Here is an 11,844-nt window from a genome sequence, read left to right as displayed (position 1 = left end):
CGGAGCAGTAAATGACTCATAGAAACATTCTGATCGGATACTGCCACGAATCACCACTTCACAGCCTGATCTCAGCCCAGTCACCAATAGGTTATCGAAACTTCCGTTGTCGGCGGCCTATCTCGCCATTCCGGTCGCCCAACCGGCGGATATGGAGTTAGGTAGAGGCCATGATCGAGGTCACCCTGCTCGGTACCGGCAGCCCGATTCCCGACGCCGACCGCGCCGGCCCGTCGACGTTGGTGCGGGCCGGCACCCAGACCTTCCTGGTGGACTGCGGACGCGGTGTCCTACAACGACTGACCGCCGCGGGATCGAGTGCAGCCGCCCTGAGCGCGCTGCTGCTCACCCACCTGCACAGCGACCACATCGCCGACCTCGGCGACGTCATCATCACCCGCTGGATCGGCACGTTCGCCCCCGCGCCGGCGCCCCTGCAGATCATCGGCCCGCCGGGTACCGCCGAGGTGGTGGACGCCACGCTGAAGGCGTTCGGGCACGACATCGGCTACCGGATCGCCCACCACGCCGATATCACCGGACCGCCCGCGGTGCAGGTGCACGAGCACACCGAGGGACAGGTGTGGGAGCACGACGGGGTACGAATCGTGGTGGGTCCCACCGATCACCGGCCGGTGACACCGACCATCGGATTCCGGGTCGAGCACGACGGCGCATCGGTGGTGCTGGCCGGCGACACCGTGCCGTGCGCCGGCCTGGACGCCTTGGCGGCCGGGGCCGGCGCACTGGTGCACACCGTCATCCGCACCGACCTGGTGGCGCAGATGCCGGTGCAACGCATCCGCGACATCTGCGACTACCACTCGTCGGTCGAACAGGCGGCCGACACCGCCACCCGGGCCGGAGTGGGCATCCTGATCCTCACCCACTACGTCCCGGCCCTCGTCCATGGCCAGGAAGAGGACTGGAGATCAAGGGCGGCAGCTCATTTCGACCGTCAAATCGAACTGGGTGATGACCTGCACCGGGTCGAGGTGCATCCCGGCGTGTGTACCTCAGGGCTCACGCCAGCCGGGTGATCTCCACCACCACGTCGAGGTCGGTCGAGCCCTCACCCGAATAGATGCCCTTCAGCGGCGTCACATCGGCGTAATCGCGGCCCACCCCGACCGTGACGTACTGCTCGTTGATGGTGTTGTCGTTGGTGGGGTCGTAGTTCCACCACCCGCCGGTCCAGGCCTGGATCCAGGCGTGGCTCTGCCCGTCGATGGTGTCCCCCACGACGGCCTTGCGCTTGGGGTGCAGATAGCCGGACACATAACGCGCCGGAATGCCCATGCTGCGCAGCAAGATCAGCGTCAGGTGCGCGAAGTCCTGGCACACACCCTTGCCTTCCCGTAGCGCGTCCAGGCCCGAGGAGTGCACACCAGTGGTGCCTGGCACGTAATCCAATTCGCTGTGCGCCCAATTCGCCGCGGCGATCACCGCGTCCTGCGGGTCGTACTCCTTGGCGATGCGCTGGCCGACTCGCTGCACCCGTTTGCTGGCCGGTGTGTACCCGGTCGGGCCGAGCACCTCGTCGAACCGGTCGATCACGGCCTCGGCGCCCAACTCGTCCCAGGTGACCTTCTCGGTAGGCAGTTCATCGGGCTCGGTCTCGACCACCGAGGAGGAGACCACCTCCAACTCGGTGTGCGGTGCGTGCAGGTCGAAGGAGGTGACGGCCGTACCCCAGTAGTCGACATACCGGTACGAACGGGTGGCCGGGGTGGTCTCGACCCGGTTCAGGATCACGTTCTGCCGGGAATCCGAGCGTGGCGTCAGCCGCGCCTCGTTGAACGACGCGGTGACCGGCGACTTGTAGGCATAACCCGTCGCGTGCACCACCCGCATCCGCCACATTTAGATCTCCCCCTCTTCGATCACCACGGCGCCGTTGCGACCCGCGTCGGTCCACGCCACCCACGGCGCGGAGTGGAAGAACTGCAATGCCAGCGCCTCACCCACCTCACCGCAGGTCTTCTGCAGACCGGCCAGATGCTCCTCCAGCGACTCCAGCAGGACGCCCGGCCGCAGGAATTCCAGTTCGCTGCGGGCGCGGCCCAGCAGGCGCTGGGCTTCGACCGTCGAACCGACCCGGTTGTGCGGGCGGTTGAGCAGCTCGTCGAGGCTGTGTTCGGCCAGCCGCAACGAATAGAACACCGACCGCGGGAAGAGCCGGTCCAACAGCATGAACTCGACGACCCGGCCGGCGTCCAGCACGCCGCGATAGGTACGCAGGTAGGTGTCGTGGGCACCGGCCGAACGCAACACCGTCACCCACGCCGGCGAGGACGCGCTGTCCCCCACCCGCGACAGCAGGAGCCGCACGGTCATGTCGACGCGCTCGACGGCCCGGCCCAACAGCAGGAACCGGTAGCCGTCATCGCGCGACAGCGTCGAATCCGCCAGACCAGCGAACATCGCGGCGCGGGCCTCGACGTAGGCGAGGAACTCGTGCGGACCGAGACGTTTGGCGGCGCGTTCGCGTTCGGCCAGCGCGTTGTAGGTGGTGTTGAGGCACTCCCACATCTCGGTCGAGGTGACCTCACGGGCACCGCGGGCGTTCTCCCGGGCCGCCGAGATCGAGTCGACGATCGAACATCCGCCCTGGGTATCCCGGCTGAACGCCACCAGATCGGTCAACGACCACACGTCCAGGGCGTGTTTGGGTGGCTCGATTCCCAACACCCGCAACAACGTTCGGGATTCCTGGTCGGGATCCACGCTGGAATCCTCCAGCAGCTGGTGCACCGTGACGTCGAGGATGCGGGCCGTATCGTCGGCGCGCTCGACGTAGCGGCCGATCCAATACAGCGACTCGGCGTTACGGGCCAGCATCAGCGCATCACCGCCTGATTCTGTTGTTGCTGCTGCTGCGAATTCGACGACTCCGGTGCCCGCTCGGGTTTCGCGGCCTTGCCGGCCCTGCCGCTCTTCGGGGGCGGGACCTTCACCAATTCGGCGGCGGCCAGCTCGCGGTCGGCGGCCGAGGTGCGCGACGCCAGCACCCAGGTGTCCTTGGAACCGCCGCCCTGGCTGGAGTTCACCACCAGCGATCCCTCCGGCAGCGCCACCCGGGTCAGTCCGCCGGGCAGCACCCACACGCCGTCACCGTCGTTGACGGCGAACGGCCGCAGGTCGACGTGGCGGGGCACCAGCTTGTCGCCGATGCGGGTCGGCACGGTGGACAACTGCACCACCGGCTGGGCGATCCAGCCGCGCGGATCGGCGCGGATCTTCTTCGAGATCGCGGCGAGTTCCTTGGCCGAGGCGTCCGGGCCGAACACGATGCCGTACCCGCCGGAACCCTCGACCGGTTTGATCACCAACTCGTCGACCCGGTCGAGCACCTCCTCGCGCTCGTCGTCCAGCCAGCACCGGAAGGTGTCGACATTGGCCACCAACGGCTTCTCGCCCAGGTAGTACTCGATGATCGTCGGCACGTAGGTGTAGACGAGTTTGTCGTCGCCGACCCCGTTGCCGACGGCGCTGGAGATCACGACGTTGCCGGCCCGGGCGGCGTTGAGGATGCCGGCGACACCGAGCACCGAGTCCGGCTTGAACTGCATGGGGTCCAGGAAGTCGTCGTCGATGCGGCGGTAGATCACGTCGACCTGCCGCTCGCCCTCGGTGGTGCGCATGTAGACGGTGTTGTCGCGGCAGAACAGGTCGCGGCCCTCGACGAGTTCGACGCCCATCTGCCGGGCCAGCAGTGAATGCTCGAAGTACGCGGAGTTGTACACGCCGGGGGTGAGCACCACCACCGTCGGGTCGGCCTCGTTGGAGGCGGCGGCCTTGCGCAGCGCCCGCAGCAGATGCGACGAGTAGTCACCGACGGCGCGCACCCGGTGGGTGGCGAACAGATTGGGGAAGACCCGGGCCATGGTGCGGCGGTTCTCCATGACATAGGACACGCCCGACGGGGAGCGCAGGTTGTCCTCGAGCACCCGAAAGGTGCCCTGCCCGTCGCGCACCAGGTCGATCCCTGCCACGTGGATGCGCACCCCGTTCGGCGGGTTGATGCCGACCGCTTCGCGGTGGAAGTGCTCGCAGGAGGTGATGAGCCGGCGCGGGATCACCCCGTCGCGCAGGATCTCCTGGTCGCCGTAGATGTCGTCGAGGTACATCTCCAGCGCCTTGACGCGCTGGGTGATGCCCTTCTCCAGCCGCGACCACTCGGCCGCCGAGATCACCCGCGGCACCAGATCCAGCGGGAAGGGCCGCTCCTGCCCGGACAGCGAGAAGGTGATGCCCTGGTCGATGAACGCCCGGCCGAGTGCCTCGGTGCGGGCCTCCAGTTCGGAGGCGTCCGACGGCGACAGCTCGGCGAAGATGCCCTTGTACGGGCCGCGCACGTTGCCCTGTGCGTCGAACATCTCGTCGAAGGCCTCGGCGTATCCGCCCCGGCCGTTGTAGCCGTCGAAGATCCCTACCTGGCGTTTCGACGCGCTGGAAGAACTGCGCGACGTCCGCACCGATTCGTTAGGCAGTGTTCGTAGGCTCACGGTTGTCAATGCTGCACCAGATGTGCGATTTCGGCAGGCCAGACGCTCTCGCTTTGGGAGATCCGGCCATCCGCTGGTAACCTGGACAACCGCTGCCCAGCCACGACACTGCGCCGGGCACCCAGACTTCGTAACCCAACCGACGTTGAAGAAGGATTTACACGCGTGGCCAACATCAAGTCGCAGGAAAAGCGCATCAAGACCAACGAGCGCCGTCGTCTGCGCAACCAGTCCGTCAAGTCGTCGCTGCGCACGGCTGTCCGCGGGCTGCGCGAGGCCATCGAGTCCGGCGACAAGGACAAGGCCGGCGAGCTGCTCGCCGCCACCAACCGCAAGCTGGACAAGGCCGCCAGCAAGGGCGTGATCCACAAGAACCAGGCCGCGAACAAGAAGTCCGCCCTGGCGCTCGCCGTCAACAAGATCTGACGGTCTTCCTCGAGTTCGACTGACACGCGCGTGTGGCCCACCGGCCCGCGCGCGCTTCGTCGTCTCCAGCCCTACCGGTCGGACGCGAGTTCGGCGACGCGGCGCACCGCGCGCTCCAGCGCGTAGTCCGCGTCCGCGGCGGCGCCCTTGACGTCTGCGTTGAGCGCCGCCACCACCCGCATGGCCTGCGCCACCCGGTCACGCGACCAGCGTCGCGATTGCTTCTGCGCCTTCTGCACCCGCCACGGCGGCATGCCCAGTTCGCCGGCGAGCCGGTACGGGTCACCGGACAACGGCCCCACCCGCGCGATGGTGTGCACCGCCTCGGCCAGTGCGTCGGCGAGCACGACGTGCGGTTCGCCGCTGAGCATGGCCCAGCGCAATGCCTCGGCCGCGCCGGACACGTCGCCCAGCACCGCCTTGTCGGCGATGTCGAAGCCCTTCACCTCGGCCTTGCCGCTGTGGTACCGGCGCACCGCGGCCACGTTGATCTGGCCGTCGGTATCGGCGACCAGCTGCGAACAGGCGGCCGACAGTTCGCGCAGATCCGACCCGATCGCGTCGATGATCGCGGCCACGGTGTCGTCGTCGACCTTCGCTTTGAGCGCGCGGAATTCGTGGCGGACGAAATCAACGCGCTCGGCGGCCTTGGTGATCTTGGCGCACGGATGCACCTGGGCACCAAGTTTTTTGAGTTGGTCGGCCATGGCCTTGGCGCGCCCGCCACCGGAGTGCACCACCACCAGCATGGTGCCGGGCGGGAGATCGGCCGCCGCCGTCACGATGAGCGCCACCGCGTCCTTGCCGGCTTCGGCGGCCGCTTCCAGCACCACCACCCGCTCCTCGGCGAACAACGACGGGCTGAGCAACTCGGCGAGCTCGCTGGTGCTCACCTCACCGGCGCGCAGCCGGTCCACCGGCACGTCGGTGCTGCCCGCGCGTTTCCGGGCACCGCGCAACACCTCCCCGACGGCGCGCTCCACGAGCAGTTCCTCGTCACCGAGCACCAGGTGCAGTCCGTCGCTCACCCCACGATCGTTTCACGCCGGCCCGACAACACCGGAAACGGTCCACGCCAACAGTCCGACCCCACCCAGGGCCACCAGCAGCCGCACCCAGCGCCGGCGCCAGCCCAGCACCAGAGCGAGCCCCCCGGCGGCGACCACCACCACGCCGACCGGTCCCGAGGGCACCGGCACGGTGGCGCCCGGCACCGCGGCGACCCGATGGGCCACCTGCAGCAGCCACCACAGTTCGGGTCCGGTGAACCGGATGAGCAGCCCGGCACCGGTCGGCCACCAGGCCGCCAACACCGCCGCGGCCGTCCCGATGACGGTGATCGGTGGGATGACGGCGGCAACCACCAGGTTGGCCAACACCGACAGCACGCTGAACCGACCGGTGATACCGGCGACCAACGGGGCGGTCACCAATTGGGCGGCCACCGCCACACTGACCGCGGCAGCCAGCGGCCGCGGCCAGCCCCGGTCGGTCAGTCGCTGCGACCACGCCGGAGCGATCAGCACCAGCGCGGCGGTGGCCACCACCGAGAGCGCGAAACCGACGTCCACCGCCAGGGCCGGAGCGCCGACCATCAACGCGATGACGCTGCACGCCAACACCGGGATGGCCTGTCGGCGCCGATGCGACACCATGGCCAGCAATCCGATACCGCCCATCACCGCGGCGCGCAGCACGCTGGCCGACGGCTCGACGACGATGACGAATGCCACCAGCACCACGAACGCCAGCACCGCGGCCAGCCTCGGGCCGATCAGCGCGGCGCTGAGCAGGGCGGTCCCGCACACGATCGTCACGTTGGCCCCCGACACCGCGGTGAGATGTGTCAGCCCGGCGGTGCGGAAGTCGGACGCGGCCGACGCGGACACCATCGAGGTGTCCCCCAGCACCAACGCGGGCAGCATGGCCGCCTGATCGACCGGTAACACCAGCCGCGCGATTGCGGCGAACGCCGACCGGATGTGGCCGGCCAGCCGCGGGACGGTGGGGGTGCGGCCGACGGTCGGCTCACCGATTGCGGTGAGCACCGCGACGGTCAGATCCGCGCGGGTGGGCCTCCCCACCCTCGCGCGGAAGGTGGTGGGGCGGCCCGCGGTCACCTCGCCGCCGCGCCAGGCGGGTGCGAAGACCGTCACCGCGCCGTCGGCCGGGGCGCCGGCCAGTTCCCGCAGCGCGGCCCGGAAGAGCAGCCGACCGCCTGCCAATACGCGTGGCGTCTCCGCGGGTGTCACGGTGACGGTGACCGTCGTCCCGATGCGTGCGGTGACCGGGTGGTGGCGGACGTCGTGGGACCGTAGACCGATCGACACCGCGAAAGCCGCCGCGACCATCGCGACGGCCAGTACACCGGCAGTCCCGAAGATCGGCCGGTCCGGTTCGGCTGCCGCCAGCCGGCCGGTGAACCGGCGCAGCAGGACGGCCAGCATGATCGACGCGGCGGCGGCCGGTACCGCTCCGACCGGCCAGATGATGCCCGCGGCGGTCACCGCCCAGCTGGTCAGGGCGGCCGGCACCAGCCGCAGGTCCAGCGGTGGCCGTTCGGCGTTCACACATGGACCAGGTTGCGCAGTTTCTCCAGGCGCGCCGGCCCGATACCGTCGACCTCACCCAATTGGTCGACGCTGCCGAAGCGGCCGTTGGCCTCCCGCCACGCGATGATCGCCGCGGCGGTCACCGGCCCGACGCCCGGCAGGGCATCGAGGTCCTCGGCGGTGGCGGTGTTGAGGTCCACGGCCGCCCCGGACGGCGCGGTATCCGGCTGCGCCGGTGCCGCAACGGTATTCGAGCTGACGGAACTGCCCATCGGCGACGGCGCTCCTGGCGGGCCGGTGATGCCGACGATGATCTGTTCTCCGTCGGCGATCCTGCGGGCCATGTTCAATCCGACCAGATCGGCTCCGTCCAGGGGGCCGCCGGCGGCTTCGAGGGCGTCGGCGATCCGGGCGCCGGCAGTCAGGGTGACCAATCCCGGCTTGTGCACCAGGCCGACCACGCTGACCACCACCGGCCCGTCGGCCGCCGACGGCGGAGTCGCGGACGGGGTTGCCGACGAAACCATCTGTACGGCAGGCAGATTCGCCGATGCGACGGGTGGGGTACGGTCGCGCATCAGGGTGAACACCGTGACCAGCACCGCCAGCACGCCGACCGCGACCAGGGCGATGGCCCCGGCCCGACCGGGGTCGGCCCGCAGCGCGGCGATCCAGTCTCCGGAGCCGGGCGGATGGTCGGGCAGCCACCGCGACAGTGAGGTGTCCGGCTCCTCCTCGGGTGCGGTGGCCGGGTCGGCGTCGGGGGCCGCGCCGATGCGCCGGGTCAGCCGCTGCGCCGGTGATTCCGTGTCCATGAGCCGACGGTAGGCAACGCCGGCAACAGATTTCGGCGCCACGGCATCGCGGACGCATCACCTGTGGATGAATCCGGCACTGTGGATAACGCCTTCAGTCGCCGTGCGAGGCGAGTACCGCGATCTGCACATCGTCGGAGCCGTCTGCTACCAGGTAGGTCACCGCCACGCGGCCCAGTTCGGCACCCGTGCCGTCATGCCGCACGAAGGCCCCGCGATACAGCGCCGAAGACGCGTTGAGCAGCGACACTTCCGCGTTGAGCAGCGAGCTGTGGTGGTAGCGCTGGGCGCGCAGCCCATCGACCTGCCCCTGGATCACCGAGGCCACCTGGTCGGCCGTGGTCAGGGTCACCACCCCGTCGTCGGTGGTGATCACCAGGGGCACCGCGTAGCGGCCCAGCAGCTCGGACATCTCCCGTTCCCCGCGCACCGCCGCGGCGAAGACCTCCAGGTAGTCGTCGAACCAGCGGCGCACCGCGGCGGAATCCAGTGCCATGCCCCGATACTAGGGCGAACCCCAACCGCCGCTTCGCCAACACACCCAGTCGATCTCGACGCGGGCACCCACCGCCAAGCCCGTCACGCCGACGCAGGTCCGGGACGGCAGCCGGTCTGGAAACCACGCGGCGTACGCCGTGTTGAAGGCTTCGTACTCGGACCAGTCGGTGAGATAGGCGCGCACCGAGACCACGTCGGCCAGTCCCCCGCCGCACAGCTCGGTCACCCGGAGCAGATTGCTCAGCACCTGATCCGTCTGGACCGCGATGTCCTCGCTCACCACCGATCCACCGGTATCGGTGGGCATCTGCCCGGTCACGTAGAGCGTCTCGCCGGCGGCGGTGGCGTGCGCGAACGGGGCCACCGACGGCGGCACCCCGTCGGCCGGGGTGAAGGCGAAGGACCGGATTCCGCCCGAGGCGTTCACGCCGCGCTACCCCATTCGCCGGGAAAACAGCGTTTGTCGATCCGGGCGTGCACACCCTGACGCTGATCGACGACCTGGGTGACGGTGAAATCCACCGCCACCGACATGAACGAGTAGGCATCGGCACGGGACAGACCGTAGAGCCGCTGCAAGATATCGAGCGCGCGTACCGCCGCCGCCCGCATCGCACCGTCCAGGGTGTCGCCGAAACCGTGGACCAGCAGTTCGGTCGCCGTCTCCAGCACCGGCACCGTGAACGGCAGATCGCGGCGCACGGTGAGGCGCAGCAGCCCGTTCAACGACGCCTCCAGCGCCGTACCGCTGATCTCACCGTCGCCCTGGGAAACATGTGGGTCACCGATCGACAGTAGGGCACCGGCGGTGTGGACCGGGTAATACATCCGGCCCCCCGAACCGATCCGCCAATTGTCGATGTTTCCGCCGTGATCGCCGGGCGGCACCGAGGACACCCGCCCGGCGGCGGCCGGTGCCACGCCCATGGTGCCGAAGTGTGGGCGCAGCGGGACGGTGACACCGGGCAACGCGGGTTGCCGCGTGACGCTGTCCGGTTCGACGAGGGTGCCCGGCTGGTCGGCCAGCGGCGTGGTGGTCCAGTCGTAGCCGAACAGCGCCCGTCCGCGCAGCGCGTCGGTGTCCAGTTCGTAGATGGTGACGCGCTCGGCAGCGGTGAGGTCGTAGAGATAGCCCCAGTGCGCGGCCAGATTCGAGCCGTAAGGAAGGCGGGCAGTGGCCTGCAGAATGTCGACCTGCAGCACGTCACCCGGGCGGGCTCCGGCGACCGCGATCGGGCCGGTCAGCAGGTGCGGGCCGGGCCCACGGTCGGCGACCTGGTCGAAGACGGCGCGGATTTCGTTGTCCATCAACAGATCCGGGGCATCACCGGCGTGGTGTGTGAATGTCTCCACAGCCACCAGGTCACCCGAGTCGACTGTGAGTGCCGGCGTCAGGGTGGGATCGAAGTAACCCCAGTGCACCGTCGCGGGGGTGGCCGGCAGGACGTGATACATCCGGCGATCATGCCAGCGAGTCGGGTCCGCTGCAGCACGAGTTCCCGGCCTGCCGTTTGGCCGGCAGGCAGGCGGGTAACCGGGCGCCATGGCCACCGACAGACAACCGAAGGCGGGCCTGCCGCCCGATCCCGAACCGTCGTCGACACCAGGCCTGTTGCCCGGCGGCGGCACGGAGCCCGGCGACACGCCGCCCGACGCCGGCCAGGAAACCCAGTCGAACAATCCGCATCCGGCGCCCCCGTCACGGATATCGGTCGCCGCGATCACGTCGATGATTCCGCTCGCGGTTTTCGTGCTGCTGGCCGTCGCGGGCGCGGTCCTGCTGATCCTGCAGATCTGCGGGGTCTTCGGCTGACTCGTTCAGCTCGTCCGGACGGGAACGGGTTGCGGCCTTCCGACGGCAGTCGTCGCCGTCTCGTCGGGTCGCTCCACCCATGCGCTGAACACCGGAACCCCACGCCAGGCCCGCGGCCCCTCGGCGCGCGCGGCGCAGGCCAGCACGGCGTACGGCCGGTTGAACCGCACCTCGATTCGCTTCACCAGTACCTCGTGGAAGGACGGCATCCCGGCGGCCACCAGGCCGATCGCCGTCACCGCGGCAGCCTCGAACCCCGACTCCGTGTAGGACGCGACGGCCGTCTGCGCCGCACCGAACGTCGCGGGCAGGTCGTCTTCGGCGAGAAACCCGGTCAGCGCGCTGACGACCGGCGCCACCCCCGGGGCATCCTTGAGGTCGTGGGTGCTCGTCGCCGACCACGCCGGTAAGTGGCTTCGCCATTCCATCTGCACCGAAGGACCGCCGGTGCGCGGCTCGCGGTGCTCGGTCACCGTCCAGGCGTGACCGTCGACCAGGTCCTCGTCGGGTACCCGACGCGCCGCCCGGCCGTCACCCCGCAACAATGCGGCCACCTGATGGGCGGCGGTGTCCACCTCGGCCGGCGCCACCCCCGGTGCGGCAATGACGCTGAGTACCTCCAGAGCCGACGTGGTGTGCGGTGCGGCCACGGCGACCAGGCCCGCCGCGTCCGTGTCGACGACCAACTGCATGCCGTCCCGGATCGTCAGTCCGCGGCTGATGAGCCTGCCGAATTCGCCACCCAGCTCTTCGGTGGTATGCAGCGGCGTCCGCCATGCGATATCGGTGGCGAGGGCGGACGCGAGCAACAATCTGGTCAAACGCTCTATGCGGAGCGGGAATTCGTCGATCATGCCGCGCGAGTGGCTCTGTGCCCACGTGTTCGCCTCGGCCTGGCTGGGTATCGGGCCGCGTGCTACGACGTCGGGCAGGGTCCGCGCCCAGGCGTCGAACGCCACCCCCAGATTGCGGTCCCAGACCGCCGCCAGCGCCGCCACCGCAGGATGCGGTTCGCCGAGCAGTTCGGCGGCGCGTGCCGCCGCATCGCCGACCGAGGTGCCCAGCACGGCCTCGACTTCGCTGCGGGTGGCGCCCGCGGTGGCCGGTCCGGCCAGCGCCAGCAGCAGCCACAGGCCCAGTGGTGAGGTCACCGCGTGCCCCCGCAGGATCGCTGCGTTGAAGGGTCTGGCGTAGGAGGTCACCAACTCGGCGGTCTCGACGGGCATGCCTGA

13 protein-coding genes are annotated in these 11,844 nt (G+C 69.5%); 3 read left to right on the top strand and 10 right to left on the bottom strand.

Going from position 1 to position 11,844, the window contains the following annotated elements; genetic code table 11:
• Positions 1–170 precede the first annotated feature (170 nt).
• A complete protein-coding gene (locus AWB94_RS21635) occupies positions 171–1,040 on the top strand; it encodes a ribonuclease Z (RefSeq protein WP_062655405.1) in 870 nt (289 codons plus the stop codon).
• On the opposite strand, the gene AWB94_RS21630 is transcribed toward AWB94_RS21635, so the two are convergent.
• From AWB94_RS21630 to AWB94_RS21620, 3 genes are read right to left on the bottom strand one after another with little or no spacing between them, the layout of a single operon-like run.
• A complete protein-coding gene (locus tag AWB94_RS21630; protein ID WP_062655406.1) occupies positions 1,024–1,863 on the bottom strand; it encodes a transglutaminase family protein in 840 nt (279 codons plus the stop codon). The two genes, AWB94_RS21635 and AWB94_RS21630, sit on opposite strands and share 17 nt — an antisense overlap.
• Positions 1,864–2,841: an alpha-E domain-containing protein gene (locus AWB94_RS21625; RefSeq protein ID WP_062655407.1), complete on the bottom strand. Its 978-nt coding sequence runs from the start codon at positions 2,839–2,841 to the stop codon at positions 1,864–1,866. It lies immediately after the preceding gene.
• Positions 2,841–4,508 (bottom strand): circularly permuted type 2 ATP-grasp protein, encoded by a 1,668-nt coding sequence (locus tag AWB94_RS21620; RefSeq protein ID WP_409365960.1) that lies wholly within the window; start codon positions 4,506–4,508, stop codon positions 2,841–2,843. The genes AWB94_RS21625 and AWB94_RS21620 overlap by 1 nt, the downstream gene beginning before the upstream one ends.
• 165 nt (positions 4,509–4,673) lie before the next feature.
• Between AWB94_RS21620 and rpsT the strand changes: the two genes are divergently transcribed.
• Entirely contained in the window at positions 4,674–4,934 is a 261-nt protein-coding gene (gene rpsT / locus AWB94_RS21615) for a 30S ribosomal protein S20 (RefSeq protein WP_024453436.1), read from the top strand.
• A 71-nt stretch (positions 4,935–5,005) separates the two neighbouring features.
• Here the strand turns inward: rpsT and holA are convergent, their stop codons facing one another.
• The 6 genes from holA to AWB94_RS21585 all read right to left on the bottom strand — a co-directional run bounded on the left by holA (position 5,006) and on the right by AWB94_RS21585 (position 10,254).
• Positions 5,006–5,962 carry a DNA polymerase III subunit delta gene (holA, locus tag AWB94_RS21610; RefSeq protein WP_062655409.1) on the bottom strand — a complete coding sequence of 319 codons (957 nt, stop codon included), beginning with the start codon at positions 5,960–5,962 and terminating at the stop codon, positions 5,006–5,008.
• A 12-nt stretch (positions 5,963–5,974) separates the two neighbouring features.
• The gene (locus tag AWB94_RS21605) at positions 5,975–7,504 is read right to left on the bottom strand and encodes a ComEC/Rec2 family competence protein (protein WP_062655410.1); all 1,530 of its coding nucleotides are present in this window, start codon (positions 7,502–7,504) and stop codon (positions 5,975–5,977) included.
• The gene (locus tag AWB94_RS21600; protein WP_062655411.1) at positions 7,501–8,301 is read right to left on the bottom strand and encodes a ComEA family DNA-binding protein; all 801 of its coding nucleotides are present in this window, start codon (positions 8,299–8,301) and stop codon (positions 7,501–7,503) included. The genes AWB94_RS21605 and AWB94_RS21600 overlap by 4 nt, the downstream gene beginning before the upstream one ends.
• Before the next feature lie 94 nt (positions 8,302–8,395).
• Positions 8,396–8,797, bottom strand: a complete 402-nt coding sequence (locus AWB94_RS21595) for a DUF6841 family protein (RefSeq protein WP_062655412.1) — start codon at positions 8,795–8,797, stop codon at positions 8,396–8,398.
• 9 nt (positions 8,798–8,806) lie between these two features.
• Positions 8,807–9,226 carry a RidA family protein gene (locus AWB94_RS21590; protein WP_201029503.1) on the bottom strand — a complete coding sequence of 140 codons (420 nt, stop codon included), beginning with the start codon at positions 9,224–9,226 and terminating at the stop codon, positions 8,807–8,809.
• Positions 9,223–10,254, bottom strand: coding sequence for an acetamidase/formamidase family protein (locus tag AWB94_RS21585; RefSeq protein WP_062655413.1), 1,032 nt, complete (start codon positions 10,252–10,254; stop codon positions 9,223–9,225). The genes AWB94_RS21590 and AWB94_RS21585 overlap by 4 nt, the downstream gene beginning before the upstream one ends.
• 88 nt (positions 10,255–10,342) lie before the next feature.
• On the opposite strand from AWB94_RS21585, the gene AWB94_RS21580 reads away from it, so the two are divergent.
• Positions 10,343–10,612: a DUF6480 family protein gene (locus tag AWB94_RS21580; protein ID WP_062655414.1), complete on the top strand. Its 270-nt coding sequence runs from the start codon at positions 10,343–10,345 to the stop codon at positions 10,610–10,612.
• Between the two features lie 5 nt (positions 10,613–10,617).
• Here the strand turns inward: AWB94_RS21580 and AWB94_RS21575 are convergent, their stop codons facing one another.
• Entirely contained in the window at positions 10,618–11,838 is a 1,221-nt protein-coding gene (locus AWB94_RS21575) for a serpin family protein (protein ID WP_062655415.1), read from the bottom strand.
• Positions 11,839–11,844 lie beyond the last annotated feature (6 nt).

It is taken from the genome of Mycolicibacterium canariasense (assembly GCF_002101555.1).
Lineage (GTDB): Bacteria > Actinomycetota > Actinomycetes > Mycobacteriales > Mycobacteriaceae > Mycobacterium > Mycobacterium canariasense.
Note: the sequence above shows the minus strand (reverse complement) of the source record. Positions and strands in the feature narration are given on the sequence as shown.